We start from the raw sequence: 25972 nt of genomic DNA on the forward strand, positions 1-25972 counted from the left end.
CGCAACATCTCCCTTGCACTTGGCCCCTTTTACCCTGTCCCGGTGGCTCTGGACAGGGGGGCAGAGCCTGCTAGGGTCCGGCGCAACGTCACGAAAAGGAGAAGACCCATGCCGCATGATCCACAGGCGCCCGACGCCGTGCTGGCGCGCATCGACGCCATGCTGCCCGCCGCACTGGACCGGCTGATGGACCTGCTGCGCATTCCGTCCATTTCCACCGACCCGGCCTTCAAGGCCGACTGTGACCGCGCCGCCGACTGGCTGGTGGCCGATCTGCAAAGCCTGGGCTTCGACGCCGCCAAACGGCCCACCCCCGGTCATCCGATGGTGGTGGCGCATGGCGACGGCCCCGCCGATGCCAGCGGCCCGCATCTGCTGTTCTATGGTCATTACGACGTGCAGCCGGTGGATCCGCTGTCGCTGTGGGACCGCGATCCGTTCGACCCGGCCCTTGAAAATACGCCCAAGGGTCAGGTGATCCGGGCGCGCGGGGCCTCGGATGACAAGGGCCAGTTGATGACCTTTCTGGAGGCTCTGCGCGCCTGGAAGGCCGAAACGGGCCAGCTGCCCTGCAAGCTGACGATCTTTCTGGAGGGAGAAGAGGAATCGGGCTCGCCCTCGCTCATCCCGTTCCTGCAAGACAATGCGGCTGAATTGCAGGCCGATATCGCGCTGATCTGCGACACTGGCCTGTTTCAGGATACCGCCCCTGCGATTGTCACCATGCTGCGCGGGCTGCTGGGCGAAGAGATCACCCTGCACGCCGCCAACAAGGATCTTCATTCCGGCATGTTCGGCGGGCTGGCAGCCAACCCGATCCGCGCGCTGACCCGCATCCTTGCCAATCTGCATGACGATCAGGGCCGCATCACCCTGCCCGGCTTTTACGATGGCGTCAGCGAATTGCCCGATGCGATTCGCGCCCAATGGCAAAACCTTGCCTTCGATCACGCGGCCTTCCTCGGTGATGTCGGGCTGTCGGTGCCCGCGGGAGAGCTGGACCGCACGCCGCTGGAAATGCTCTGGTCGCGCCCGACGGCCGAGGTGAATGGCATCTGGGGCGGCTATACCGGCGACGGGTTCAAGACCGTGCTGCCCGCCGAAGCCCATGCCAAGGTCAGCTTCCGCCTTGTCGGCACCCAGGATCCCCATGCGATCCGCGCCGCGTTCCGCGCCTGGGTGCAGGCGCAATTGCCTGCCGATTGCAGCGCCACATTCACCGAACACGGTGCGAGCCCGGCGGGCCTGATGCAGATCACCCACCCCGCCTTCGAGGCCGCCCGCGCCGCGCTTGGCGATGAATGGGGGCGCGCTGCCGCCTATGTCGGCTGCGGCGGGTCGATCCCGATTGCCGGATATTTCAAGACCTATCTCGGCATGGATGCGATGCTGCTGGGCTTTGCCCGCGATGATGACCAGATCCATTCGCCCAATGAAAAATACGATGTGGAATGTTTCCACAAGGGCATCCGCTCCTGGGCGCGACTGCTGGCGCGGCTGGCATGACGGTTCAGATCCGCACGGCCGCAGCCGCAGACGAAACCGGATGGCGCGCCCTCTGGGACGCCTATCTGGCATTCTACAACGTCAGCCTCGATCCCGCGATCACCGCCCACACCTGGGCGCGCATCCTTGATCCCGCCTCGCCGCTCACGGCGCGGCTGGGCTTTGTCGATGGCAGGATGCAGGGATTCGCCCTGCATCATCACCACGCCTCGACCTGGGTCATGGGCGAGGATTGTTATCTGGAGGATCTGTTTGTCGCGGATTCGGCGCGGGGCCATGGGCTTGGCCGCGCCTTGATCGACGATCTGAAGGCGCTGGCCAAGGCGGCGGGCTGGCATCGGCTGTATTGGCACACCGACGAGGGCAATGCCCGCGCCCGTGCGCTATATGATTCCTATGCGCCCTATGATGGCCATGTGCGCTACCGGATCACCTTGTGACCCTCTGCTGCGGGGCCGGATCACCCGGCCCTGCGGCGCAGCCCAATTCCGGAAACGGCGAAAGCCGGACCTGATGGCCCGGCTTTTCGTCGTATAATGGAAAGTCTTGAAACTGGCGCGGTGGACGGGGCTCGAACCCGCGACCCCCGGCGTGACAGGCCGGTACTCTAACCAACTGAGCTACCACCGCGCACTGTTTCAGACATCCGGGGCGAAGGCGGGCGGTGGCGCGGTGGACGGGGCTCGAACCCGCGACCCCCGGCGTGACAGGCCGGTACTCTAACCAACTGAGCTACCACCGCATTGCCGCCCGAGCCTTCGCCCGGATGTGTGGAGGGTATTACGGAAGCCCGCGTGCGCCGTCAAGCGCCCCAAAGCGGATTTCTTTCATAATCTCGCAAATATCTGGAAAGGCGTTACTTTTCGGGTGCCGGGATGAACTCGGCGTCATCTGCCGGTGGCAGTCGGAACCTTCCATGCGCCCAATCCCCCGCGCGCCAGGCTTCTTTGGCCGCATCAATGCGCGCCTGGCTGGAGGCCACGAAGTTCCACCAGATAAAGCGCGGCCCATCCATCGTGGCACCGCCCAGAACCATGACCCGCGCGCCCGACTCTCCGGCCTTCACGCTGATCCGGTCGCCCGGACGGAAGATCAGCATCTGGCCCGGCCCGAACACCTGCCCGCCCACCGACACCTCCCCGCTCAGCACATAGACCCCGCGATCTTCGTGATCGTCGGGCAAGGGCAGCTGCGCCCCCGCCATCAGCACGGCATCGGCATAGATGGTTTCGCTGGCCACCGGCACCGGCGCGCGCGCGCCCCAGCCATGGCCAAGGATCAGCCGCACCTGCTTGCCCTCGCCCTCCAGCATCGGCAAGTCGTCCTTCGGGCTGTGATGGAAGGCGGCCGGATTGTCCTCGGCGTCTTTCGGCAAGGCGACCCAGCTTTGCAGGCCAAACATCTTGTGCGGCGCGCGGCGAATCTCGCCATCCGTGCGTTCGGAATGGGTGATGCCCTGCCCCGCCACCATCAGGTTCACCTCGCCCGGTTCGATCCATCGGTCGGTGCCCAGGCTGTCGCGGTGGTGCAGCTTGCCCTTCAGCAGATAGGTTACGGTGGCGAGACCGATATGCGGATGCGGGCGCACGTCGATGCCCTGCCCGGTCAGAAACTCTGCCGGTCCCATCTGGTCGAAAAAGATGAATGGGCCGACCATCTGCCGCTGCACCGAGGGCAGCGCCCGGCGCACCTCGAAGCCGCCCAGATCGCGGGCGCGCGCCACGATGACCGTCTCGATGGCGTCCACGGCATCGCCAAGCGGAATGTCGGGGTCCAATGCGGGGTTCCAGCTCATGTCGTCCTCCTGTTCTGCTGTTCCCAACATAGGCTCAGAGGCGGCACAGGTCATCTGCTGCAATCGGCAAAGACCTGTGCAAACGGGACGGATACCTACAGGCGCGGAGCAGGAATGCAAAAGGGCCGGGGTTTCCCCCGGCCCGTCGGCATCGCAATTGGAAAAGGCTTATTCGGCCTTGGTGGCTTCGATCGAGATCTGCACCGTCACGTCATCGCCGACGAAGGGCGCGAACTGGCCCAGATTGTATTCGGTGCGCTTCAGGACCGTGGTGCCGGTGAAGCCCAGCCACGGCTTTTTCGCCATCGGATGTTCGCCCGCCTGCGTCAGCGCCGCATCCAGCACCACCGATTTGGTCACGCCGTTCAGCGTCAGGTCGCCGGTGATCTTGGCGGTCTTTTCGCCGGTCACTTCGATGCCGGTGGATTTGAAGCTGACCATCTCGTCATCGGTCGCATCAAAGAAATCCGCGGTCATGAAGTGGTCGAAGCGCTCTTGCCAGCCGGTCAGCATGGTCTTGACCGGGAAGGACACTTCAACGCTGGAATTGGCCGGGGCCTCGGCGTCGAACGTGATCTTGCCGTCAAACCCCGAGAACAGGCCATAGGTGGTCGAATAGCCAAGGTGGTTGTAGCTGAACAGGATCTGGCTGTGGCTGGGATCCAGCACATAGGCCTCCGGTGCAGCGAAAACCGGGGCGGCGGCAAGCGCGCCAAGCAGGGAAAGGGTGGAAAGGCGGATCACGAGGACACTCCGTCTGTTGAATTCATCAGTTGATCGCAGCCCATGCTGCATGTGCAAACAGATAGCGATCCGGCCCATCTGCACACAACTCACTGAATCCGAACAGGGTCTGTTCGCTCACGAACAGTCACCTTTGCGCCAGCCGGTGAAACACCGATCAGGATTGCGCCATCAGGCGCAGCATCCTTGTGCGCTCGCCACTGTCGCCGGGATCCGAGATGGCCGCCGCCAGCCCTTCCAGCGAGGCAATGGAATGGCCCGCGCGAAAGGCATCGACATGCGGCATCATCGCGCGGATTCCGGTGGCCCTGGGGGCGAATCCCTCCCAGCGCAGCAAGGGGTTCAGCCAGATCAGGCGGCGCGCCGACAGGTGCAGCCGCTCCATCTCGCGCGCCAGTTGCCCGGTATCGTCGCGGTCCAGCCCGTCGGTGATCAGCAGCACCACCGCGCCCTGCCCCAGCACGCGGCGCGACCAATCGCGGTTGAACAGATGCAGGCAGGCGCCGATCCGCGTGCCGCCCGACCAGTCCTGCGCCTCGGCCCCCGCCGCCTTCAGCGCCGCATCCACATCGCGGTGGCGCAGATGGCGGGTGATATTGGTCAGCCGCGTGCCAAAGGTGAAGCCATGCACCCGCGCCCAGCCCTGCCCCTTGCGATTGGCGACCGCGTGCAGGAAATGCAGCACCATCCGGCTGTATTGCGACATGGAGCCGGAAATATCGCAGATCACCACCAGATTGGGCCAGCGCGTGGTCGGGCTGCGATGCGCCAGCGCAGTGATCTCGCCGCCCCGGCGCAGGCTGTCGCGCAGGGTGCGCCGCCCATCGGGTCGCCGCCCCAGCGCATCCGCCGCCAGCCGGCGCGAGGGCAAGGGTTTCACCGGCAGCGCCAGCCGCGCCAGCATCCGCTTCGCCTCGGCCATTTCGGCAAGGCTCATCTGTTCAAAATCCAGGGTTTTCAGGCGCTCTTCGCGCGAGAGCGTGGCAGAGGCATCAATCTCCACCTGCTCATCCCCGGTCTGATCCGGCCCGGCCTGCGGCACATCGCGGTTGGCCCCGTCCAGCAGCGCCTCGGCGGCGCGTTTTTCGGCAGCCTCTGCCAGACGTTCCTCCTGCACGCCGCGGATGGCGGGCAGCATCAGGCTCATCATCTGTTCCATATAGCGCGGGTCGCGCCAGTACAGGCGGAAGATCTGCCGGAACACCGGGCGATGTTCGGGGCGATTGACGAAACAGGCGTGCAGCGTCCAATAGAAATCGCGTTTTTCGGTAAAGCCCACCGCCTCCACCGCGCGGATCGCATCAATCACCCGCCCCGGCCCGATTGGCAGCCCTGCCTTGCGCAAGGCCCGCGCGAACCACAAGATGTTGCGGCTCAACTCACCCTGTTCGGGCAGATCCAGATCCGCATAAACCGCCATGTGCCCCCTGCCTGCCCAACCGCCCTGCCGCAGCATAGGCGCAAAGCGCGCGTATCGCGCACTGCCATTAGGTCGGGGTTTGCGATCTGTCGCAAGGGTCAGCTTTGCGCAAACCGGGGCTTGCCCATCCCGATCCGATCCGGTATCGGAAGCGCGGGGGCTGTTAGCTCAGTTGGTAGAGCGCTTCGTTTACACCGAAGATGTCGGCGGTTCGAGTCCGTCACGGCCCACCAGTCCCCTCCCTCGCCATGGAAGTCAGTAGATCTTCTTGCGGATCCGGCGCAGGCCCAGCCAGACCGCGCCGATCACCAGCGGGGTCAGGATCGCCGTGGCCATGCCCTTGCTCAGCCCCACCGCCTCGGTCAGCGGATAGGCGGCATAGGCGGCGAGGCTGACGGCGTAATAGCTGATCGCCACCACCGACAACCCTTCGACCGTATGTTGCAGGCGCAGCGCCAGATCGGCGCGGCGGTCCATGCTTTCCAGCAGCTTCTGATTCTGCGCCGAGCGTTCGACATCGACCCGGGTGCGCAGCAATTCCGCCGCGCGCTGCGCGCGTTCGGCCATGGCCGCCAGCCGGTTTTCGGTGGATTTCACCGTGCGCATCGCCGGATCATAGCGCCGCATCATGAATTCGCCAAAGGTCTGCCGCCCCTGCAACCGGGTTTCGCGCAGCACTTCGATCCGCTGGTTGACGATGGCCTCATAGGCCCCGGTCGCGCCAAAGCGGAACGAAAAGCGCACGGCAAGGCTTTCCAGCTCGGCCGAGATCGACAGCAATTCGTTCAACGCGTCCTCGGGCGAGTGGTTGGACGCATCCAGCCCCGAGACCAGCGCCGACAGCTTGGGGTCCAGCGCATTCAGCCGCGCCGACAATTCGCGCGACCGCATCAGCCCCAGCATCGACATGGCGCGATAGGTCTCGATCTCGCACAGGCGCTGCACGATCCGGCCAATGCGCCGCGCCCCCACGCCCTCGCGCACAAAGACCACAAAGCGCATATGCCCGGCGGCATCTATGCGAAAATCCCCGGCGATGACGGCAGCCCCATCCACCACCCAGGACACCGCAAGGCTTTCGGCCACAAACCATTCCTCAAGCCGCGCCAGCACCTCCTCTTCGGAGTCGGGCAGACGTTCGACCCGGATCAGCACCGAGGCCAGACGTTTGCCGGGGGCCACCGCCAGCCACTCCGCCGGAAACACCTTGGCCTCCATCGGGTCGAAGGGCCGGTCGGACAGGCCGGGCGTGAAGGCCGAATAGGTGACGAACTCGGTATGGCTTTCCCATTTCAGTTCGGCCCGGCCAATGGAGCCGGAGAAATGCGTGGCATCCGGTTGCGGGTGGCCCGATCCGTGCCGGTCCAGCAGTGCCAGCAGATGCGCACGGTCGGCGGCACGGTCACGGTTTGCCGCATCATCGGGTTCCTTGATCGCCACATAGGCGGCCATGCAAGGCACATGCAGCGCCGGAAACGGCCGGGCGTGCAGCTCGTTGACCAGGGAGTAGCGCAGGGGGTGATCGGGGATCGGGGGCATCGGCACTTCCGCAGGGTTTTCCCCTTCTTTCCGCAGCGGAAGGCGCTTTTGAAAGGGATTTGTCGGGATGCCGGGGTATGCCGCAAGGCTGTTGCAGAAATGACAAAGCCCCGGCTTTCTGCCGGGGCCCTGTGCTGTTTTTTACATCGCCCTGTGACTGAACGCGGCGCGTCCGATCACTCGATCATCGGCAGCAGCTGGTCGATGCTCTTCTTGGCATCACCATAGAACATGCGCGTATTCTCTTTGTAGAACAGCGGGTTCTCGATGCCGGAATAGCCAGTGCCCTGACCACGTTTGCTGACGAACACCTGTTTCGCCTTCCAGCATTCCAGCACCGGCATGCCGGCGATGGGGCTGTTCGGGTCTTCCTGTGCCGCCGGGTTCACGATGTCGTTCGAGCCGATGACGATGGCCACATCGGTGGAGGGGAAATCCTCGTTGATCTCGTCCATTTCCAGCACGATGTCATAGGGCACCTTCGCCTCGGCCAGCAGCACGTTCATGTGCCCCGGCAGACGGCCCGCGACCGGGTGGATGGCAAAGCGCACGGTCTTGCCCTTGGCGCGCAGCTTGCGCGTCAGTTCCGACACCGATTGCTGTGCCTGTGCCACCGCCATGCCATAGCCCGGAATGATGATGACCGAATCCGCATCATTCAGCGCCGCCGCCACACCATCGGCATCAATGGCGATCTGTTCGCCGGTGACTTCCATCGCGGGGCCGGTGGTGCCACCGAAACCGCCGAGGATCACGCTGATGAACGAGCGGTTCATCGCCTTGCACATGATGTAGGACAGGATCGCCCCCGAGGAGCCGACCAGCGCGCCAACCACGATCAGCAGGTCATTCGACAGCGAGAAGCCGATCGCCGCCGCCGCCCAGCCGGAATAGCTGTTCAGCATCGACACCACCACCGGCATGTCGGCGCCGCCGATGCCCATGATCAGATGATAGCCGATGAACAGCGCCGCCACCGTCATCACCAGCAGGGCCAGCGTGCTGCCCGATTGCAGATAGACCACCAGCAACACCAGCGAGATCAGCGCCGAGCCCGCGTTCAGAACATGGCCGCCCGGCAGCTTTTTCGCCTTGCCATCCACCTTGCCCGCCAGCTTGCCAAAGGCAATGACAGAGCCGGTGAAGGTGACGGCCCCGATGAACACGCCAAGGAAAGTTTCCACCCGCAGGATGGCGATTTCCACGCCCGACTTATGCGCGATCACACCGGCAAAGCCGTCCAGCGCGGCCCGCGCCGCTTCGTCCAGCGCGGCGACCTGCACCATCTCGATATGGGTGTTGAAGCCAATGAACACCGCTGCAAGGCCGACGAGGCTGTGCATCGCCGCCACAAGCTGTGGCATCTCGGTCATCTGCACGCGCTTGGCCACAACCCAGCCAATCGCGCCGCCTGCCGCGACCATGATCACAGAGATCAGCCAGTTGCCCGCACCCGGGCCATAAAGCGTGGCCGCAACCGCCAGCGCCATGCCGACAATGCCATACCACACGGCGCGTTTCGCGCTTTCCTGGCCGGACAGACCGCCCAGGGATTGAATGAACAGAACTGCCGCAACGACATAGGCGGCCGTGGTGAATCCGTATTCCATTGCTCGGCCTCCCCCTTAAGACTTCTGGAACATGGCGAGCATCCGCCGGGTGACCATGAAGCCCCCGAAGATGTTGATCCCGGCCATGAAGACCGACAGCGCCGCCAGCACGACCACGAGCAGGCTGCCCGATCCGATCTGCATCAATGCGCCCAGAATGATGATCGACGAAATCGCGTTGGTCACGGCCATCAGAGGCGTGTGCAGCGAATGCGACACGTTCCAGATGACCTGCACGCCGACATAGACCGACAGCACGAACACGATGAAATGCGACATGAAGCTGGCGGGGGCATAAAGCCCGGCCAGCAGGATCAGCGCGCCACCGCCGACCAACATGCCGATCTGGTTGCGGGTCTGTGCCTTGAAGGCCGCGGTTTCCTGTGCGCGCTTCTCTTCCGGCGTCAGCTCCTTGGCCTTTTCCTTCGGTTTCTGCGCCGCGATGGCAGCCACTTTCGGCGGCGGCGGCGGGAAGGTGATCACCCCTTCATGTGTGGCCGTCGCGCCGCGGATCACGTCATCTTCCATATTGTGGAAGATGACGCCGTCTTTCTTGGGCGTCAGATCCGTCAGCATGTGGCGGATATTGGTCGAATAAAGCGTGGAGGCCTGCGCCGCCATCCGGCTCGGGAAATCGGTATACCCGACCACCGTCACGCCATTGTCGCTGACGATCTTCTGATCCGGAACCGTCAGATCACAGTTGCCGCCGCGTTCCGCCGCCAAGTCAACGATGACCGAGCCGGGCTTCATCAGCGCCACCATATCGGCCGTCCACAGCTTGGGTGCGGGACGTCCGGGGATCAGCGCCGTGGTGATGACGATATCCATTTCGGGGGCCAGCTCGCGGAATTTCGCCAGCTGCTTTTCGCGGAATTCGGGGCTGGAGGGGGCCGCATAGCCGCCGGTCGCCGCACCGTCCTGCGCCTGTTCGAATTCGAGGAACACGAAATTCGCGCCCATGCTCTCGATCTGTTCGGCCACTTCGGGGCGCACGTCAAAGGCGTTGACGATGGCACCCAGGCTGACTGCTGTGCCGATGGCAGCAAGACCCGCCACACCGGCGCCCACGATCAGCACCTTGGCCGGGGGAACCTTGCCCGCAGCCGTCACCTGCCCGGTGAAGAAGCGGCCAAAATTGCTGCCCGCCTCGATCACCGCACGGTAGCCCGCGATATTGGCCATCGACGACAGCGCATCCATCTTCTGCGCCCGGCTGATACGCGGCACCATGTCCATGGCGATCACGGTCGCGCCACGCGCCTTTGCCGCCTCCAGCAGCTCGGGGTTCTGCGCGGGCCAGAAGAAGCTGATCAGCGTCTGGCCGACGCGCAGCATCGCCACTTCCGACATCTCGGGGCCGCGCACCTTGACGATGACATCCGCCGCATCAATCACCGCCTGCGCCGAGGGCAGAACCTCGACACCCGCCGCAAGATATACCGCGTCGGAAAAGCCCGCCTTCGCGCCCGCCCCGGTTTCTATCACACATGTATGGCCCAGTTTGACCAGTTGCAGGGCCGAATCCGGCGTCATCGAAACGCGGTTCTCTCCCTGATAGATCTCTCTCAGTGCACCAATCTTCACTGGATCTCCCCCGTATGGATGCGCCGGGTGGCGCAGAATCTTTCAAACTTCACTAGAGCCTGCGCAACAAAATTACAAAGCAAAATTGCTGCTCTGCGGCATACTTTGGTCTTGGCGCTGCGGCAGCTGCCGTTTTTTGCCGTTTTCCTGCCCGTGCTCTGGTGTCCGCGATCACTCGCCTGCGCGATCTTCCGCCCATGCTGTTCACAAACGGCATATTCCCGTTGATTTCCGACTTTGCAACCCTTCGCAAACCCCGGCCACCATATCTTCGCAACCTGTGTCACAGACTGTCTCAACCTATAAATTTTAAGCTTGAAATTTAACGGCGGATCCGCTTGAACTGAAGCGACCTCCGGCGCATCCTGCGCAGGCCGAAGAAGGACAGATCATGACCACCGATTTCGCCGCCACCCGCGCCCTGTTCGACCTGCCGGAGGGCATGGTTTACCTTGATGGCAATTCGCTGGGTCCGCTGCCACGGGCCACGGCGGCACGGGTGGCGCAGACCGTGACCGAGGAATGGGGCAAACTGCTGATCACCGGCTGGAACAAGGCCGGATGGATGGAGCAGCCCGCCCGTGTCGGCAATCGCATCGCGCGGCTGGTGGGGGCAGAACCGGGCAGCGTGGTGATGGGCGATACCCTGTCGATCAAGGTCTATCAGGCGCTGGCCTCGGCTCTGGAGATGGTGCCGGGCCGCAAGATCATCCTGTCCGATACCGGCAACTTCCCGTCAGACCTTTACATGGCCGAAGGCCTGTGCCGCACGCTTGGCCCGGATTACCAGTTGAAGACGGTCGCGCCCGAGGCGGTGATGGACGCGCTGGATGACAGTATCGCCGTGATGATGATCACCGAAGTGGATTACCGCACCGGGCGGCGGCATGACATGGCGGCGCTGACAGAGCGCGCGCATGCGGTGGGCGCGCTGGCCATCTGGGATCTGGCGCATAGCGCCGGCGCGCTGCCGGTTGAACTGGCCAAGGGGGGGGCGGATTTCGGGGTGGGATGCAGCTATAAGTATCTCAATTCCGGTCCCGGTGGCCCGGCCTTCATCTATGTGGCGCCGCGCCATGCCGACCGCGTGCGCCCGGCCCTGTCCGGCTGGCTGGGCCATGACGCTCCCTTTGCCTTTGACCTGAGCTATCGCCCCGGCGCGGGGATCGAGCGGATGCGGGTCGGCACCCCGCCCGTGCTGCAACTGGCGGCACTGGAGGCCTCGCTCGACATCTGGGATCAGGTCGATATGGCCGATCTGCGCGCCACCTCGCTGGCGCTGACCGATCAGTTCATCGCGGGCGTCGAGGCGGCCTGCCCAAGCCTGCACCTGGCGACCCCGCGCAATCATGCGCAGCGCGGCAGCCAGGTCAGCTTCCGCCACCCGCAGGGCTATGCCATCATGCAGGCACTGATTGCGCGCGGCGTGGTCGGCGATTTCCGCGCCCCCGACATCCTGCGCTTCGGCTTTACGCCGCTGTTCATCAATGCCGAGGATGTGGCCCGCGCCATCGCCATCATCGCCGAGGTGATGCAGGGCGATCTGTGGGACCGGCCCGAATACATGACCCGCGCCAAGGTCACCTGATGGCGCTGCATCTGGCCATTGCCCCACCGCCCTTATGCCGCCCGGCAGGCTGGATCTGCCTGTGGCGCACCCTCGGGGCCTTTTCGGTGCTGAACCGGCGGCGCGCGGCCTGAGCCGCCCTGCCCCAGTTTGACCGGAGAGAGAAAAATGACCACCTATGATCCCAGCCGCGACGGCGCCCAGATGTCTTTCGACGGCCGCATGTCTTACGGCGATTATCTGCAGATCGACACGATCCTGAACGCCCAGACCCTGCTGACCGGCGCGCATGATGAAATGCTGTTCATCATCCAGCACCAGACCTCGGAACTGTGGATGCGGCTTGCGCTGCACGAGATGGATGCCGCGCGCGCGGCCATTGCGGCGGGCGAGGTGCGCGCCGCCTTCAAGATGCTGGCGCGCATTGCCCGGATCTTCGAACAGCTCAACTCGGCCTGGGATGTGCTGCGCACCATGACGCCCTCGGAATACACCCGTTTCCGCGACGGGCTGGGCCAAAGCTCGGGCTTTCAGTCCTGGCAATACCGCCTGATCGAATTCGCCGTGGGCAACCGCAATGCCGCCATGCTGCGCCCCCATGCCCACCGCCCCGACCTGTTGGCGCGGCTGGAGGCGGAACTGGCGCGCCCATCACTTTATGACGAGGCGCTGCGCCATCTGGCGCGTGAGGGCCTGCCGGTCCCCGCCGAGGTTCTGAACCGCGATCTGCGCGGGCCCTGGGTCGCGCATGAGGGTGTGCAGGCGGTGTGGGAAATCGTCTACCGTGCGCCGGAACAGCATTGGGAGGCCTATGAGCTTGCCGAAAAGCTGGTGGATTTCGAGGATTATTTCCGCCGCTGGCGCTTCAACCACGTCACCACGGTGGAACGGGTGATCGGGTTCAAGCGCGGAACCGGGGGCACATCTGGTGTGCAATACCTGCGGCGTATGCTGGAAGTGGAGCTTTTCCCCGAATTGTGGCACCTGCGCACGTCTCTGTGATCATTTGAGAGGTGGACCGCTGCGGCACTCTCCCTTAATCCTGAAAATGGTGTAACGGGTGAAAAAGTTCCGTATCGGATTCTGCTGGAGATGATCGACATGCTGCGCAATGTGATGAGCCTCGTTCTGGGGGGCGCGCTGGTGGGGGCGCTTGGGGCTTGTGTGCCGGACCCTTCGCTCACCGGGGCAACCAAAGCGCCTGCCGAACAGGCCCCGGTGGTCAAGCAGCCGGTGCCGGAAGATTTCGTCAACGCTTATACGGCGCGGCAGGATGGGGCCTTCACCGTTCCCGCCGTGCCGGAAGACAAGATCCCGCCGCATCTGAAACGGCAGGAAGTGGCCTATGCCTCGGACGATGCGCCGGGCACGATCATCATTGATCCGACCGCCAAGACCCTGCACCTGATCACCGCACCCGGCAAGGCGATGCGCTATGGCATCGCGGTCGGCAAGGACGGGTTCCAGTGGGCGGGCGAGTCGCTGATCACCAACCGCCGCCACTGGCCGACCTGGACACCGCCCAAGGAAATGATCGCGCGCAAGCCCGAACTGTCGAAATGGGAAAAGGGTCAGCCCGGCGGGCCGACCAACCCGCTTGGCGCGCGCGCGCTGTATCTGACCACCAATGGTGTGGATTACGGCTTCCGCATCCATGGCACGCCGGAATGGAATTCGATCGGGCGCAATGCCTCGTCGGGCTGTTTCCGCATGATCAACCAGGACGTGATGGATCTGTATGACCGGGTGCCGAATGGCGTGAAGGTGGTGGTGCTGAATGCCGATGGCAGCCGCCCCACCGCGCTGAAACTGCCGCCGCCCGCCCCGGCTCCGAAGAAAAAGGCCGCCGCCGCGAAGCCGAAGGCCACGCCCGCCGTTGCCCCGGCAAGCCCCGGTGCGCCAGCCCCCGGCTTCCCCACCATGATGGCCCCGATCACCGCACCGCCGGTGATTGCGCCCGCAGCGCCCGCGCCCGCTGCAACGCCGACGGCGGCAACCCCGGCACCTGCGCCGGTCGTCGTGCCCCCCGCCCCCGCACCTGCCGCGGTCACGCCAGCGCCTGCCGCAGATACCCCGCCGGAACCGCCAGCTCCTGCCGCAGCGGCGACTTGCGTTGCCACGGCTGAAAAACCCTGCCCGTAACAGCGCAGACCCCGGAACGCAAAAGGGCGGCCCCGCATCGGGCCGCCCTTTTCTGTTCTGTGTCGGCCTTGTTCCGGCTCAGCGCGCCAGCCAGCGGTCGTAATCGCTGACCAGAAGATGCAGCGGCGGCACGTCCTCGTCGATTTCGGCAAAGCGGCCGATCGGGGCGCGGAAGATATTGTCGGTCAGGTCATCATTCACCGTCGACACTTCGCCGATCAGCACATCGCCGCCCTCACCCCAGAAGGCATGCCAATCGCCCGGCATCAGGGTCACGCTTTCGCCCGGGGCCAGCCGCAGCTTTTCGCCCGGCGCATAGTCGCGCAGAATGCCGTCGCACAGCACTGATCCGCCACGATCCTCGGCAAAGCCGCCCGCATCATCCGAGCCATACAGCTCGATCAGCAGCGTGGCCCCGCCGCGGTTGATGATGTCTTCGGCCTTGATGACATGGGTGTGCATTGGGCTGATCTGATCCTGCCGCGAAATCAGCAGTTTTTCGGCGTAGCACATGCCGCCGCCGCGTTGCAGATCCGCCAGCTCGCCATTGCGCAGCGTGAACAGGAACAGGCCCAGATCATCAAAGTTGCCCTGCCCGTAATCGGTGATGTCCCAGCCCATGCGCCGCGCCACGATCCGTTCGGCATCCGGGCGGGCGCGAAACTGCTCGGGCGTCCAATAGGCAAAGGGCGGCAGCACAAAGCCGTAATGCCGGATCATCTCATCCGCCGCCTGCATGATCTCGTTGATGCGTGACCGTTTCATCCTGCCCTCCCATGATGCGGGAGCAGCATATCACGCCCGTTAGCGCAAACAAGCCGCGCCGTGGTCAGCCGACCGAGGCCGCCCGTCCCACAGGCGGCGCGTCTGCCACCGCGCGCTGCCCCGCGGCCCAATCGGCCACCGCCTTGCCAAAGGCGGTGAACAGCGGGCGCGAGACCGGATCGCCCGCCGCATTCCATTCAGGGTGCCATTGCACCGACAGGGTGAAGCCCGGCGCATCCTGCACATAGATCGCTTCCGGTGTGCCATCCGGGGCCAGCCCGTCGATCACGATGCGGCAGCCCGCGCGGTTGATGCCCTGCCCGTGCAGCGTATTGGTCATCACCTCTTGCGCGCCCAACAGCCGCGCGAACACACCATCCGGCGTGAACTGCACCGGATGGCGCAGCGCGAACTTCTCTTCCAGCGTGCCATCCGGCGGCATGCGGTGGTTCATCCGGCCCGGCAGGTCGCGGATTTCAGGGTAAAGCGTGCCGCCCATCGCCACGTTCACCTCTTGAAAACCACGGCAGATGCCCAGAAACGGCTGGCCCCGATCCACACAGGCGCGGATCAGTGGCAGGGTGATCGCATCGCGGCACCGGTCAAAATCGCCATGCGCCGGGGTTTCATCCTCGCCATATTCCGACGGATGCACATTGGGCCGCCCACCGGTCAGCAGAAAGCCGTCGCACAGATCCAGCAGTTCATCCACGCTCACCAGATGCGGATCGGACGGGATGATCAGCGGCAGACAGCCCGCCACCTGCGCCACCGCTTCGGAATTCATCGTGCCGCCCGCGTGAACGGGATAACTTTCGTTCAGCAGGTTCATGTTGCCGATGATGCCCACGACGGGGCGGCGCGAGGCGAGATGGGGCATTTCTGGGCCATTTCCGGTTATGCCCCCTCAATCTAGGCCCGCGCGCCCCGGCGGTGAAGGGGAAAAGCGGGCTGTTTGCGTGCATCACCGCAGAACTCGCCTGCTTTTCGGGCAGAGTGGCCCGAGGCTGCCCCGGATGCTGCCCCCGATGCGACCATAGAACTCACGCGGTGGTGACTTGCCCTCCCCCCACTGGAAGGCTGCACCGTGGCGCAGCACCCAAAAAGGAGGTCCAGATGAAAACCCTTGCCCTTGCGCTGACGCTCGCCCTGTCTGCCCCCGCCTTTGCCGAAGGCGAGATGGATCACTCCGGCCATGGCATGACCGGCACCGAAAGCGCCGCAACGCGCGCTTATATGGAGGCCAATGCCCGGATGCACGCCGATATGGCCGTGCCCTATACCGGCAATGCCGATGTGGATTTCATCGCGGGCATGATTCCGCATCATCAGGGCGCGGTGGAAATGGCCCGGATCGTGCTGGAACATGGCAGCGACCCGGAGGTGCGCAAGCTGGCCGAAGATGTGATCGCCGCGCAGGAGGCGGAGATTGCCTGGATGACGGACTGGCTTGTCAAAAACAAAAAATAAGTCTTTTAAGAAAAATAAAAGCAACTATTGCGGAAAACTTTACAACATACCATAAATTCCACCAAGGAATCAGCCTTGGGGGCATTTATGGATCTGGATGAAACCGACCTGCGCATTGCCGCCCTCCTGCAACAGGATGGGCGGCTCTCGGCGACAGAGATCGCCCGCGAGATCGGGCTTTCCGTCTCGGCTGCGAATGAACGGCTGCGCCGCCTGCTGAGCAATGGCACGGTGCGGCAGACGGCGGCCCTGCTGGATCCCGCAGCGGTGGACGCGGCCTGTTGCTGTTTTCTGCTGCTGGATCTGGCCTGGCAGGGCGAGGCCGAGGCGATTGCCGCCCTCGCAGCACGCCCCGAGGTGATGGAGCTGCATCACATTTCGGGGCCACATTCCTATCTGATGAAGATCCGCGTCAAGGATCCCGCCGCCGTGCAGCGGTTCCTGACCGAGGCGGTGAAGCCGCTGCCCGCCATCCTCAGAACCGAGACGATCTTTTCGCTTCAGGCCGAAAAGGAAAGCCCGACCCTGCTACTGCCGGAGGGTAAGGCATGAGCGCCTTTGCCACCGGGGCCCTGATGGGCTTTGCCATTGCCGCGCCCGTGGGGCCGATCGGGTTGCTGTGCATCCGCCGCAGCCTTGCCGATGGCCGGGCCGCCGGGCTGGCCACCGGGCTGGGGGCGGCAGCGGCGGATGCGACCTATGGCATTGCCGTGGCGATGGGCCTCGCCGCCACCGGGCTGCTGGCCTATGCGCTGCCGATGCAGATCCTGGGCGGGCTGTTGCTGATCTGGCTGGGCATAGGCCCATTGCGCAGCTTTCTGCACCCGGCCACGCATCCCCCCGCAGGTCGCACCGGGCTCGACACGCTGCGCGCCTTTTCCGGCACCTATCTGCTGACGCTGTCGAACCCGGCCACCATTCTGGCGTTTCTGGCCATGCTGGCGGGGCTTGGCACTGCGGCAGCCGGTGGCCCGGTCTGGCTGGTTGCCGGGGTCTTTGCTGGATCGGCGCTGTGGTGGCTGATGCTGGTGCATGCCGCGCTTTACGCAGGCCGCTATCTGACACCACAAAGCCTGCGCCGGATCGACCTCGCTTCGGGGGTGATCCTGATCCTGTGGGGGGCCGTTCTGGTGGTGAAGCCGCTGATCTAAAGCGTCTTGCGGAAGAACACCCGGTCAAACCCCTGATCCTGGCGCCGCTCGATTTCGGCATAGCCCAGCCGGGGATAGAGCCGCAGCGCGCCGGCCATCGCGGCATTGGTGTAAAGCTCCACCACAGGCAGACCGGCAGACCGCGCCAGCGCCTCGCACTGCGCCACCAGCCCCGCTGCCAGCCCCCGGCCCTGCGCCTCGGGGGCGATGGCAAGGATGTCCAGCTCCATCGCGCCGGGTTTGGCGAAACAGGCCATCACTCCCGGCCCGTCCACTAGCCAGACCTGCCCCGCCGCGATCTGGCCCGCGTGATCGGCATCCATCGGTGCTGGGCGTCGCCCGATCTGCGCCACAAAGGGCGCAAAGGCGGCGGTGATACAGGCCTGCACCAGCGGCAGATCTGTGGCGGTGGCGCGGCGCGGCGTCATGCGCCTGCCGCCCCGGCCACCACGCGGGCGGCGGCATCCAGCGCGCCCGGCCCATGCGGAATGTCCAGCGCCACCATGCCCGCCTGCATCGCGGCCAACACGCCCAGCGTCATATGCGCATTGACATGGCCCATATGCGCCACGCGCAGAAAGCCGTCATAGGCAGGCTCTGATGGCAGCGCCATGCCCAGACCGATGCCAAGCGTGACCCCGGCCTTCTGCTCCAGCCAGATGCGCAGACGGGTTGCGTGCGGCGCGCCAAGCCGTGCCGCCGTCACTGCATGGCCACGATGCGCCGGGTCGGCCACGTTCAGCGCGATGTCGGGGTTGCCCACGCCCCAGGCCTCGAACGCGGCCCAGACCGTGCGCGCCAGCGCCGCATGCCGCGCCCAGACCACCGCGCGCCCTTCCTCGGCAATCATGTTCAGGCTTTCGCGCAGGCCGAACAGGTGATGCGTCGGCGCGGTTCCGGCCCAGTGCTGCCAGAATTCCGTCGCAGTGGCACGCGGCGTCCAATCCCAATAGGGCGTGCGCAGATCGGCAGAACGGCTCCGCGCCAGCGCCTGGTCAGAAAACCACAGGATGCCCAGCCCCGGTGGCACCATCAGCCCCTTCTGGCTGGCTGCCACCGCCACATCGACGCCCCAGGCATCCATCTCGAACGGATCGCAGCCCATCGAGGCGATGCAATCCACCGCCAGCAAGGCCGGATGCCCCACCACATCCAGCACGGCGCGGATGGCGGCAATGTCATTCTTCACCGAAGACGCGGTATCGACATGCGTGACCAGCACCGCCTTGAGTTCATGCCCCGGATCCGCCCGCAAGGCTGCCTCCAATTGCGCCAGATCGACCGGCGCGGATTTGCCGAAATCGAGACATTCGGCCCGCACCCCCATCGCCAGCGCGCTTTCCTTCCAGCCATGGCCAAAGCGCCCGGTCGCCAGCACCAGCGCGCGGTCCCCCCGGCTGAACAGGTTGGCATTGGCCGCCTCCCACGCGCCATGGCCATTGGCGATATAGAGCGCCACATGCCCCGCCGTGCCCGCCAGCGCCCGCAGATCGGGCCAGAGCGTCTGCACCATATCGGGCAAGGCCCCGGCATAGATGTTCGGCGCGGCCCGGTGCATCGCCGCCAGCACCCGGTCCGGCATGACCGAGGGACCGGGAATGGCAAGATAGGGGCGACCGTTGGCTAGGTTCATGGCTGTCTCCGCGCTGTGCGCCCCATGGCTACGCCTGCCCCCGGCGAAGGTCAACGCAGGCAAGGTCAACGCGGCCCCAGTCAAGTTGGCCGAAGTGAACCCGGGTTGCCCTGCCCCGCCTGCCGGGCTAGACCCAAGCCACCCTGAACGGAGTTTCCTGTGGCCAAGGCCCCGCAAGACCCGCGCTATACCACCGGCCCGCTGTTCCGCAGATTGTGGCGCGGTTACCTGCATGGCCATGCGCCGCTGATGGCCGTGGCCTTCCTGCTGATGGTGCTGGAGGGCAGCACGCTCGGCGCGCTGTCCTGGCTGCTGGAGCCGCTGTTCGACACGGTGTTCGCGCCCGGCGGCTCGGATGCGCTGATTTGGGTCGGGCTGGCAATCCTTGGCCTGTTCCTGATCCGCGCCGTGACCTCGGTTCTGTCCAAGACCCTGCTCACCACCATTGCGCAGAAAAGCTCCACCGCGATGCAGGTCGATCTGCTGGCGCATGTGCTGACGCTCGACAGCCGGTTTTTCCAGCAAAACCCGCCCGGTGCGCTGATGGAGCGGCTGGTGGGTGACACCGCCGCCGTGCAGCGTGTCTGGTCGGCGGTGATTGTCGGCGTGGGCCGGGATTTCGTGGCGCTGATCGCGCTGTTCGTCGTGGCGCTGTCGATCGACGTGACCTGGACCTTCGCCGCCCTGATCGGCGCACCGCTGCTGCTGCTGCCCGCGCTGATCGTGCAGCGCTATATCCGGCGCAAGACGATGCAGATGCGCGAACAGGCAGGGAGCCGCGCCACGCGGCTGGACGAGATCTTTCACGGCATTCAGGCGATCAAGCTGAACCGGATGGAAACCTATCAGACCGGGCGCTTCCGCCGCATCGCAGGCTCCATCGTGCGGGCCGAAGTGCGCACCATGCTGGGCCGCTCCACCATCCCGGCGCTGATCGACGTGGTGACCGGCATCGGCTTTTTCACCGTGCTGATCCTTGGCGGCCGCGAGATTGCCGCAGGCACCCGCACGACAGGCGAGTTCATGGCGTTTTTCACCGCCATGTCGCTGACCTTCCAGCCGATCCGTCGGCTGGGCGAGATGTCGGGCGTCTGGCAGATCGCCTCGGCCAGCCTCGAGCGGCTCTATCGGCTGTTCGATACCACCGCAGCCCCGCGCGCCGCCCCCGGCCCGGACCGCCCCGTCCCCGGCGCGCCCGAAGTCCGGCTGGAGGATCTGCGCTTTTCCTATGGTGATGCGCCGGTGCTGAACGGCCTCAGCTTCACCGCCGAGGCGGGGCGGATGACGGCGCTTGTCGGGGCGTCCGGCGCGGGCAAATCCACCGTGTTCCATCTGCTGACCGGGCTGGCCGAGCCTGACAGTGGCCGCATCTCGCTGGGCGGGGCCGATATTGCGCAGATCCCGCTGGCCGATCTGCGTGGCAATTTTGCCGTGGTGTCGCAGGATTCCATGCTGTTCGATGAAACCATCCGCGAAAACGTGGCGCTTGGCCGCGATCTGCCGCCAGAGCGGCTGACCCGCGCGCTGGAGGCCGCCCATGTCAGCGAATTCCTGAAATCCTTTCCGCAGGGCATGGATACGCCCGCAGGGCCGCGCGGCTCTGCCCTCTCGGGCGGGCAGCGGCAGCGCGTGGCGATTGCGCGCGCCCTGATCTCGGACGCGCCGGTGCTGCTGCTGGACGAGGCCACCTCGGCGCTGGATGCGCAATCCGAGGCGCTGGTCGCCGATGCGATCCGCCGCCTGGGTGAGGGCCGCACCACGCTGGTCATCGCCCACAGGCTCGCCACTGTGCGCGAGGCCGACAAGATCGTGGTGATGGACAAGGGCCGTGTGGTGCAGCAGGGCAGCCACGACGACCTGCTGGCCGAGGGCGGGCTTTACGCCGATCTCTATCGTTTGCAGTTTCAGGGCTGATCTTCCCCCCGCCGCGCCAGATGCTATATCTGAGGCGTATCAAGGAGAGATGTCATGATGGGCGAAACCGCGCCGCACCGCCGCCTTGTCGCGCTGCAAGGCCCCGATGCGCTGACCTTCCTGCAAGGGCTGGTCAGCAATGACGTGCTGCCGCTGACCAAGGCCGAGGGGGTGGTCTATACCGCGCTGCTGTCGCCGCAGGGCAAATATCTTGCCGATTTCTTTGTGGTGCAGACCGGCGGGCAGGTGCTGCTAGATCTGCCCGAGTCGCTGGCCGATGGCATCCTGCGCCGCCTGACGCTGTATCGGCTGCGCGCCGCCGTCAGCTTTGCGCCCTGTGACCTCAGCGTGACCCGTGGCCTTGGTGAACCGCCTGCCGGGGCCCTGCCCGACCCGCGCCACAGCGCGCTTGGCTGGCGCGCCTATGGCGCCCCCGGCGCGGCACCGCAGATCGACTGGGATGCGATCCGCGTGGCCCATGTGATCCCCGAAACCGGGATCGAACTGATCCCCGACGAGACCTTCATTCTAGAAGCCGGGTTCGAGACGCTGCATGGCGTCGATTTCCGCAAGGGCTGTTACGTCGGGCAGGAAGTGACCGCGCGCATGAAACACAAAACGGAACTGCGCAAGGGCCTGATCCGCGTCGGAGTCAGCGGCAGCGCCCCGCCCGGCACGCCGATCCTGATGGCGGACGGGCGCGAGGCGGGCACGCTTTACACCCAGTCGGGCGGTGCCGCGCTGGCGCATCTGCGATTTGACCGGCTGTCCGGCCCGCTGACCGCCGGGGACGCCAGCCTGATGGCCGCCTGAACAAAAAGGCCCCCTCGAGGGGGGCCGTTTTCTTAGGCGCGTTCCGAATATTCCATCAGTTCCGTATGCACGATGATGTCCTCATCCGGCCCGATGAACGGCGGGATCATGATCCGCACGCCATTGTCCAGCACCGCCGGCTTGAAGCTTTTGGTCGCGGTCTGCCCGTTCAGCACCGGCTCGGTTTCCACCACCTTGCAGGTCACTTTCTGCGGCAGCTGCACCGACAGCGGCTCCTCGCCGTAGAACAGCACCGTGGCGGTCATGCCGTCTTGCAGGAAGGGGCGGCGGTCGCCCAGCAGTTCGGCGTCAATCTCGATCTGCTCATAGCTTTCCGCATCCATGAACACCAGACGGCCATCGGTCTCGTACAGGAATTGCTGATCCTTGTTTTCCAGCGTGACCTGATCGACCTTGTCTTCCGACCGGAAGCGTTCGTTCAACTTGCGCCCGTCACGCAGGTTCTTCAGCTCAACCTGCGCGAAGGCCCCGCCCTTGCCCGGCTTCACATGGTTGACCTTGACGGCCGCCCAGAGCCCGCCTTCATGCTCGAGGATATTCCCCGGACGGATTTCATTCCCGTTGATCTTCGGCATTGCGGCAAAACCTTGTCAAAAGCTTGAGTTTCTTCAGCGGGCCCCTATATATCGGCAGCGAACCGCTGACAAGGCAACTAGATGCAGTAGCACGATGAAGAACCCATGCAGCATACGCATGGCGGATATGTTAAAGGTGGCATACCGAATCGTTGCGAAAACGTCATATTCCCGGTGCGCCGGAACATGCAAGAGCAAGAACAAGGACAACTCAAATGGCTGACTTCATCGACGGCACTGCGTTCAACTATGAGCAAGGGCAACGCGCCCGCAAGCTTTTTGCCGCCGTGGTGCTGGCTGCGCTGGATGACGCAATTGCCGATGACAAGAAATATGGCAACGGGCCGGAACAGATCGCCCGTTGGGCACGGTCGCGCGATGGGCGTGAAGTGCTGTCCTGTGCCGGGATCGACCCGAACGAGCGGGTTGTGAAGGGCCTGATGGAATTTGTGTCGAAGGGCATTCGCACCTCTGTCGCGCTGTCGCGCGAAGAAAGCGAACGCCGTCACGCCCTGGAACTGGATCAGGCCGAAGCCGCCTGATCCAGCCTGCGGCATTACGAAAAAGCGCGCCCATCTTGGGCGCGTTTTTCATTTCAGATCTGCGGGTTATGGCGCGACCTTCATGCAAGGCATGAGGTCAGTTCAACTCGCGGCTCGACAGAACCCGGTTGATCTCGGCCCGCACCAGCTTGCGCACATTGCGGGTGATACGTTCGCCCAAGGCGCCCTGCAATTCCTCACGGATGATGTCGCGCACCAGATCCCCCAGCGCCTCTTCATCCAGAACCTGATCCTCGTCGTCGAACATGCGGGTGGTGGTGTTCGGCGCATCGGCCCCGCTGGCGCGCTGGATTTCGGCCACGGCGGCGGCTTCGGCCAGATCGGCCAGCGTGCTGTCCTCCGGCCCGGTCACATCGTCCAGATCCGCCTCCAGCGGCCCGCCCGGCCAGGCGCCATCGCGCCAGGCCTCGTCCAGACGTGACTGGTCCGGGGCGACGACCTGCAGAACCTCGGCCTCTTCGACCTGATCCAGATCGACCTCGACCACCTCAGGTGAGGCCCAGCCCGCCTGCGGCCAACCGGCATTTGCCATGTCCTCCACCAGATCTTCGGCCTCGGCCTCCCACCCTTCGGGGCTGACACGCGCGCCGACAGCGGCCACCACATCCTCCAGCGAGGGCGAGGCCCCGACATGGGCATCCTCGGCCGGATCGGGCAGATCTTCCGCCTCGGTCAGGCGCGGCGTGCCATCGGCGATCTGCTCCAGCAGCGCTGCCAGAACCGAGCCATCCTGCGATACGGAGGCAGGTTTTGCAACGGACTCGGGCACAACCGGATCGGACACCACGCGCAGCGCCGGCGTCAGGATCAACCTGTCAGAGGTTTTGGCTGGCAGGCCGCCCGCGCGGCTCTGCGGCCGCAGATCTTCAGAGACGAGCCGCCGGATGGAGGACAGCACATCTTCGATCTCCACAGAACTCATCGGCTCGCTCATGCCTGCCCCGTTATGCTCATTGTGGAAACAGTAGCTGTTGCGCCATCGTCTTACAAGACAATGGCGCAACAGCAGTTAACAATTCACAAGGATCAGAGGCACTTGGCGCGGATCGCCGCCTGACGGCGCATCAGTCCTTGCCGATGGCGCGCAGCACGCGGTCCAGACTGTCACCCTGAAACGACGGGGCCGGGGCATCCTTGACCACGTTGTAATAGGCCGTCACGTCATAGGTCGGGATGCCAAGGTTCATGCCCTCGACCGTCAGCAGACCCATCGCCGACAGCACGTTGTAGACGGCGTAATAGCGCTGCGCTTCGGATTGCACGCGGGCGGCGCGGGCGTCGAGCAGATCCTGCTCGGCATCGAGAACCTCCAGCGTGGTGCGCGCGCCCAGCTTGGCCTCTTCGCGCAGACCGTCAAAGGCCACCTGCGCCGCTTCGATCTGGCGGATATTGGCCGCGATCTGCGCTGCCGACACATCCAGATTGGCCCAGGCATTGCCCAGATTCTGATCAATACTCACCCGCGTCTGATGCAGGGCGGCGCGCTGCGCCTCGCGCTGCGCCATGGCCCGGCGATACAGCGCCGACAGACGCCCGCCAGCATAAAGCGTCTGATTGAACGACACGCCCGCCGACTGGTAATCATAATCGCTGTTGAATTGGTTGGAGCTGTTGACGCCCGCGCTCGCCTGAAGCCCAATGGTCGGGCGCATATTGGCCTGCGCCAGTTCCACGTTAAGGTCGGCGACCTTCACCAGATGCTGCGCGCGGATCATGTCGGGATGGGTACGCCGCGCAATGGCCAGCGCCTCGTCAAGCGAGCGCGGCAATTTCGGGGCTTTCGGCACCGCGGCCAGACGGCCCGGATAGGCCCCGGTCGAGGCCTTGTAGGACTCGCGCGCCACCAGCACATCGCCTTCGGCGGCGGCCAGCGCCGCCCGCGACGCCGCCAGCTGCGATTCCGCCAGCGCCACGTCGGTGCGCGTCACCTCACCCACATCAAAGCGGTCTTCGGCAGCGCGCAATTCTTCGGTCAGCAGGCGCAGGTTGTTCTGGCGCAGCTCGACAATCTCTTGTGCCAGCCGCACATTCACATAGGCCTCAACCGTGCCCAGCAGCACCGATTGTTCCACCCCCACCAGCCCGGCGCGGGTGGCCAGCACGCTTTCCTTGGCCGCCGCAATACTGGCCGCCGTGCGTCCGAAGTCGAACAGCATCAGCTCCCACGACAGTTCCAGCGCGGTGTTTTCGGTAAAGCTTTCGTTGCCGGTCAGATCCGACACCCGGCGCTGGCGCGACGACGAGGCGGTGAATTCCACCACCGGCCGCATCGCCGAAACCGCTGTCGCCACATCCTCATCCGCCGCGCGCAGCAGGGCGCGGTTCTGGTCGAGCAGGTGCGAATTCTTGTAGGCGGCGATCATTGCATCGCCCAGCGTTTCGGCCCGCGCCATGGGGGCCAATGCCACCAGCACTGTCGCAGCCGTTGCCGCCAAGACCTGCCTCATCCCGAACATCGCCTGCTCCTGTTGTTGTATCGCCCCTGATCAGATCAGAGCGTGAACGCCTTCTTGGCCGCAAAGCCGGGCAGAACCGGAGCCGATGCGTTGAATACATTGCGCCAGGTCACCTGGCCGTCGATCTTGTAGCCGACGCGCGCCACACCCAACGCGCCTTCCATGAAGATGCAGCCGATCCGCCCGCCCTCTTTCAACTGCGCCAGCAGCGCGTCGGGCACGACCTCGACAGCGCCTTGCAGCGTGATCACGTCATAGGGGCCGGGTTTCACCGCCCCGGCGGCCAGCGGCCCGACGATCACCGCCGCATTGTCGACACCCTGCGACGACAACGTACGCTGCGCCTCGGAGGCCAGCGCCTCGTTCTCTTCCACCGCCACCACGGCTTCGGCCATGCGGGCAATCACCGCCGTCGAATAACCAAGCCCGCAGCCCAGATCAAGCACGGTTTCCGTCGGCTGGATATCCAGCGCATCCAGCAGCTTGGCCAGCGTGCGCGCATCCAGAACCACCCGGCCACCACCGATCATCACATGCTCGCCCATATAGGCGGCCTCGCGCTTGTCATAAGGCACATAGGCCTCGCGCGGCACCGACAGCATCGCCGCGATGATCGGGAATTTCGTGACATCGGAGGGACGAACCTGGGTGTCGACCATGATGGTGCGGCGGGCAGCGAAATCGGTCATGCTAAACTCATC

At 64.9% G+C, this 25972-nt stretch carries 25 protein-coding genes and 3 tRNA genes; 12 read left to right on the top strand and 16 right to left on the bottom strand.

What is annotated here, in order from left to right:
• Positions 1-108 precede the first annotated feature (108 nt).
• On the top strand, positions 109-1506 hold the full coding sequence (locus tag KM031_RS01690; protein WP_215504100.1) for a M20/M25/M40 family metallo-hydrolase: 1398 nt from the start codon (positions 109-111) through the stop codon (positions 1504-1506).
• On the top strand, positions 1503-1946 hold the full coding sequence (locus KM031_RS01695; protein ID WP_215504099.1) for a GNAT family N-acetyltransferase: 444 nt from the start codon (positions 1503-1505) through the stop codon (positions 1944-1946). The genes KM031_RS01690 and KM031_RS01695 overlap by 4 nt, the downstream gene beginning before the upstream one ends.
• A gap of 113 nt (positions 1947-2059) precedes the next feature.
• Here KM031_RS01695 and KM031_RS01700 read toward each other — a convergent pair.
• From KM031_RS01700 to KM031_RS01720, 5 genes are all read right to left on the bottom strand, one after another.
• Positions 2060-2136 (bottom strand) — tRNA-Asp (locus tag KM031_RS01700).
• A gap of 35 nt (positions 2137-2171) precedes the next feature.
• A tRNA-Asp gene (locus tag KM031_RS01705) sits at positions 2172-2248 on the bottom strand.
• A 114-nt stretch (positions 2249-2362) separates the two neighbouring features.
• The gene (locus KM031_RS01710) at positions 2363-3301 is read right to left on the bottom strand and encodes a pirin family protein (protein WP_215504098.1); all 939 of its coding nucleotides are present in this window, start codon (positions 3299-3301) and stop codon (positions 2363-2365) included.
• A gap of 168 nt (positions 3302-3469) precedes the next feature.
• Positions 3470-4045: a YceI family protein gene (locus tag KM031_RS01715; RefSeq protein ID WP_371879003.1), complete on the bottom strand. Its 576-nt coding sequence runs from the start codon at positions 4043-4045 to the stop codon at positions 3470-3472.
• Between the two features lie 157 nt (positions 4046-4202).
• Positions 4203-5465 carry a vWA domain-containing protein gene (locus KM031_RS01720; RefSeq protein WP_215504096.1) on the bottom strand — a complete coding sequence of 421 codons (1263 nt, stop codon included), beginning with the start codon at positions 5463-5465 and terminating at the stop codon, positions 4203-4205.
• A gap of 157 nt (positions 5466-5622) precedes the next feature.
• Between KM031_RS01720 and KM031_RS01725 the strand changes: the two genes are divergently transcribed.
• Positions 5623-5698: transfer RNA gene (locus tag KM031_RS01725), tRNA-Val, on the top strand.
• A 22-nt stretch (positions 5699-5720) separates the two neighbouring features.
• Here KM031_RS01725 and KM031_RS01730 read toward each other — a convergent pair.
• The 3 genes from KM031_RS01730 to KM031_RS01740 form a co-directional block, all read right to left on the bottom strand.
• Entirely contained in the window at positions 5721-7004 is a 1284-nt protein-coding gene (locus KM031_RS01730) for a DUF3422 family protein (protein WP_215504095.1), read from the bottom strand.
• Between the two features lie 176 nt (positions 7005-7180).
• Positions 7181-8614: an NAD(P)(+) transhydrogenase (Re/Si-specific) subunit beta gene (locus KM031_RS01735; protein ID WP_215504094.1), complete on the bottom strand. Its 1434-nt coding sequence runs from the start codon at positions 8612-8614 to the stop codon at positions 7181-7183.
• A 15-nt stretch (positions 8615-8629) separates the two neighbouring features.
• Positions 8630-10201 carry a Re/Si-specific NAD(P)(+) transhydrogenase subunit alpha gene (locus KM031_RS01740; protein WP_215504093.1) on the bottom strand — a complete coding sequence of 524 codons (1572 nt, stop codon included), beginning with the start codon at positions 10199-10201 and terminating at the stop codon, positions 8630-8632.
• 391 nt (positions 10202-10592) lie between these two features.
• On the opposite strand from KM031_RS01740, the gene kynU reads away from it, so the two are divergent.
• The 3 genes from kynU (at position 10593) to KM031_RS01755 (ending at position 13910) form a co-directional block, all read left to right on the top strand.
• A complete protein-coding gene (gene kynU / locus KM031_RS01745) occupies positions 10593-11789 on the top strand; it encodes a kynureninase (protein ID WP_215504092.1) in 1197 nt (398 codons plus the stop codon).
• Positions 11790-11936: 147 nt separating this feature from the next.
• Entirely contained in the window at positions 11937-12770 is an 834-nt protein-coding gene (gene kynA, locus KM031_RS01750; RefSeq protein ID WP_215504091.1) for a tryptophan 2,3-dioxygenase, read from the top strand.
• Positions 12771-12860: 90 nt separating this feature from the next.
• Positions 12861-13910, top strand: coding sequence for a L,D-transpeptidase (locus tag KM031_RS01755; protein WP_246566881.1), 1050 nt, complete (start codon positions 12861-12863; stop codon positions 13908-13910).
• A gap of 78 nt (positions 13911-13988) precedes the next feature.
• Here KM031_RS01755 and KM031_RS01760 read toward each other — a convergent pair whose 3' ends face one another.
• Together KM031_RS01760 and KM031_RS01765 are read right to left on the bottom strand one after the other, a co-directional pair.
• Positions 13989-14675: a D-lyxose/D-mannose family sugar isomerase gene (locus tag KM031_RS01760; RefSeq protein ID WP_215504090.1), complete on the bottom strand. Its 687-nt coding sequence runs from the start codon at positions 14673-14675 to the stop codon at positions 13989-13991.
• A 64-nt stretch (positions 14676-14739) separates the two neighbouring features.
• Entirely contained in the window at positions 14740-15555 is an 816-nt protein-coding gene (locus tag KM031_RS01765) for a gamma-glutamyl-gamma-aminobutyrate hydrolase family protein (RefSeq protein WP_215504089.1), read from the bottom strand.
• Between the two features lie 236 nt (positions 15556-15791).
• Here KM031_RS01765 and copM point away from each other — a divergent pair, with 236 nt between their 5' ends.
• From copM to KM031_RS01780, 3 genes are all read left to right on the top strand, one after another.
• Positions 15792-16145, top strand: a complete 354-nt coding sequence (gene copM / locus KM031_RS01770) for a CopM family metallochaperone (RefSeq protein WP_215504088.1) — start codon at positions 15792-15794, stop codon at positions 16143-16145.
• Between the two features lie 87 nt (positions 16146-16232).
• Complete coding sequence (locus tag KM031_RS01775) at positions 16233-16697, top strand: Lrp/AsnC family transcriptional regulator (RefSeq protein WP_215504087.1); 465 nt, start codon at positions 16233-16235, stop codon at positions 16695-16697.
• Positions 16694-17296 carry a LysE family transporter gene (locus KM031_RS01780; protein ID WP_215504086.1) on the top strand — a complete coding sequence of 201 codons (603 nt, stop codon included), beginning with the start codon at positions 16694-16696 and terminating at the stop codon, positions 17294-17296. The genes KM031_RS01775 and KM031_RS01780 overlap by 4 nt, the downstream gene beginning before the upstream one ends.
• Here KM031_RS01780 and KM031_RS01785 read toward each other — a convergent pair.
• Entirely contained in the window at positions 17293-17724 is a 432-nt protein-coding gene (locus KM031_RS01785; protein WP_215504085.1) for a GNAT family N-acetyltransferase, read from the bottom strand. The genes KM031_RS01780 and KM031_RS01785 overlap by 4 nt on opposite strands.
• The gene (locus tag KM031_RS01790) at positions 17721-18929 is read right to left on the bottom strand and encodes a pyridoxal-phosphate-dependent aminotransferase family protein (RefSeq protein WP_215504084.1); all 1209 of its coding nucleotides are present in this window, start codon (positions 18927-18929) and stop codon (positions 17721-17723) included. The genes KM031_RS01785 and KM031_RS01790 overlap by 4 nt, the downstream gene beginning before the upstream one ends.
• 159 nt (positions 18930-19088) lie before the next feature.
• Here KM031_RS01790 and KM031_RS01795 point away from each other — a divergent pair, with 159 nt between their 5' ends.
• Both KM031_RS01795 and ygfZ read left to right on the top strand, forming a co-directional pair.
• On the top strand, positions 19089-20843 hold the full coding sequence (locus KM031_RS01795) for an ABC transporter ATP-binding protein (protein WP_215504083.1): 1755 nt from the start codon (positions 19089-19091) through the stop codon (positions 20841-20843).
• 54 nt (positions 20844-20897) lie between these two features.
• The gene (gene ygfZ / locus KM031_RS01800) at positions 20898-21656 is read left to right on the top strand and encodes a CAF17-like 4Fe-4S cluster assembly/insertion protein YgfZ (protein ID WP_215504082.1); all 759 of its coding nucleotides are present in this window, start codon (positions 20898-20900) and stop codon (positions 21654-21656) included.
• Positions 21657-21688: 32 nt separating this feature from the next.
• Here ygfZ and efp read toward each other — a convergent pair whose 3' ends face one another.
• Positions 21689-22252, bottom strand: a complete 564-nt coding sequence (efp, locus tag KM031_RS01805) for an elongation factor P (RefSeq protein WP_215504081.1) — start codon at positions 22250-22252, stop codon at positions 21689-21691.
• Positions 22253-22467: 215 nt separating this feature from the next.
• Between efp and KM031_RS01810 the strand changes: the two genes are divergently transcribed.
• Positions 22468-22794 (top strand): DUF6280 family protein, encoded by a 327-nt coding sequence (locus KM031_RS01810; protein ID WP_215504080.1) that lies wholly within the window; start codon positions 22468-22470, stop codon positions 22792-22794.
• A 97-nt stretch (positions 22795-22891) separates the two neighbouring features.
• Here KM031_RS01810 and KM031_RS01815 read toward each other — a convergent pair whose 3' ends face one another.
• From KM031_RS01815 to KM031_RS01825, 3 genes are all read right to left on the bottom strand, one after another.
• Positions 22892-23749 (bottom strand): hypothetical protein, encoded by an 858-nt coding sequence (locus KM031_RS01815; protein WP_246566879.1) that lies wholly within the window; start codon positions 23747-23749, stop codon positions 22892-22894.
• Between the two features lie 130 nt (positions 23750-23879).
• Positions 23880-25271, bottom strand: a complete 1392-nt coding sequence (locus KM031_RS01820; RefSeq protein ID WP_246566878.1) for a TolC family outer membrane protein — start codon at positions 25269-25271, stop codon at positions 23880-23882.
• Positions 25272-25306: 35 nt separating this feature from the next.
• Positions 25307-25960: a protein-L-isoaspartate O-methyltransferase family protein gene (locus KM031_RS01825; RefSeq protein WP_215504079.1), complete on the bottom strand. Its 654-nt coding sequence runs from the start codon at positions 25958-25960 to the stop codon at positions 25307-25309.
• Positions 25961-25972: the final 12 nt, after the last annotated feature.

This window comes from Gemmobacter fulvus (assembly GCF_018798885.1).
Classification (GTDB): domain Bacteria; phylum Pseudomonadota; class Alphaproteobacteria; order Rhodobacterales; family Rhodobacteraceae; genus Gemmobacter; species Gemmobacter fulvus.

Bases quoted from the DNA above. Each gene is read 5' to 3' on its own strand.
- KM031_RS01690 (WP_215504100.1), top strand. From the start codon at position 109: ATGCCGCATGATCCACAGGCGCCCGACGCCGTGCTGGCGCGCATCGAC.
- KM031_RS01695 (WP_215504099.1), top strand. From the start codon at position 1,503: ATGACGGTTCAGATCCGCACGGCCGCAGCCGCAGACGAAACCGGATGG.
- KM031_RS01710 (WP_215504098.1), bottom strand. From the start codon at position 3,301: ATGAGCTGGAACCCCGCATTGGACCCCGACATTCCGCTTGGCGATGCC.
- KM031_RS01720 (WP_215504096.1), bottom strand. From the start codon at position 5,465: ATGGCGGTTTATGCGGATCTGGATCTGCCCGAACAGGGTGAGTTGAGC.
- KM031_RS01730 (WP_215504095.1), bottom strand. From the start codon at position 7,004: ATGCCCCCGATCCCCGATCACCCCCTGCGCTACTCCCTGGTCAACGAG.
- KM031_RS01735 (WP_215504094.1), bottom strand. From the start codon at position 8,614: ATGGAATACGGATTCACCACGGCCGCCTATGTCGTTGCGGCAGTTCTG.
- kynU (WP_215504092.1), top strand. From the start codon at position 10,593: ATGACCACCGATTTCGCCGCCACCCGCGCCCTGTTCGACCTGCCGGAG.
- kynA (WP_215504091.1), top strand. From the start codon at position 11,937: ATGACCACCTATGATCCCAGCCGCGACGGCGCCCAGATGTCTTTCGAC.
- KM031_RS01755 (WP_246566881.1), top strand. From the start codon at position 12,861: ATGATCGACATGCTGCGCAATGTGATGAGCCTCGTTCTGGGGGGCGCG.
- KM031_RS01760 (WP_215504090.1), bottom strand. From the start codon at position 14,675: ATGAAACGGTCACGCATCAACGAGATCATGCAGGCGGCGGATGAGATG.
- KM031_RS01765 (WP_215504089.1), bottom strand. From the start codon at position 15,555: ATGCCCCATCTCGCCTCGCGCCGCCCCGTCGTGGGCATCATCGGCAAC.
- copM (WP_215504088.1), top strand. From the start codon at position 15,792: ATGAAAACCCTTGCCCTTGCGCTGACGCTCGCCCTGTCTGCCCCCGCC.
- KM031_RS01775 (WP_215504087.1), top strand. From the start codon at position 16,233: ATGGATCTGGATGAAACCGACCTGCGCATTGCCGCCCTCCTGCAACAG.
- KM031_RS01780 (WP_215504086.1), top strand. From the start codon at position 16,694: ATGAGCGCCTTTGCCACCGGGGCCCTGATGGGCTTTGCCATTGCCGCG.
- KM031_RS01785 (WP_215504085.1), bottom strand. From the start codon at position 17,724: ATGACGCCGCGCCGCGCCACCGCCACAGATCTGCCGCTGGTGCAGGCC.
- KM031_RS01790 (WP_215504084.1), bottom strand. From the start codon at position 18,929: ATGAACCTAGCCAACGGTCGCCCCTATCTTGCCATTCCCGGTCCCTCG.
- ygfZ (WP_215504082.1), top strand. From the start codon at position 20,898: ATGATGGGCGAAACCGCGCCGCACCGCCGCCTTGTCGCGCTGCAAGGC.
- efp (WP_215504081.1), bottom strand. From the start codon at position 22,252: ATGCCGAAGATCAACGGGAATGAAATCCGTCCGGGGAATATCCTCGAG.
- KM031_RS01810 (WP_215504080.1), top strand. From the start codon at position 22,468: ATGGCTGACTTCATCGACGGCACTGCGTTCAACTATGAGCAAGGGCAA.
- KM031_RS01815 (WP_246566879.1), bottom strand. From the start codon at position 23,749: ATGAGCGAGCCGATGAGTTCTGTGGAGATCGAAGATGTGCTGTCCTCC.
- KM031_RS01820 (WP_246566878.1), bottom strand. From the start codon at position 25,271: ATGTTCGGGATGAGGCAGGTCTTGGCGGCAACGGCTGCGACAGTGCTG.
- KM031_RS01825 (WP_215504079.1), bottom strand. From the start codon at position 25,960: ATGACCGATTTCGCTGCCCGCCGCACCATCATGGTCGACACCCAGGTT.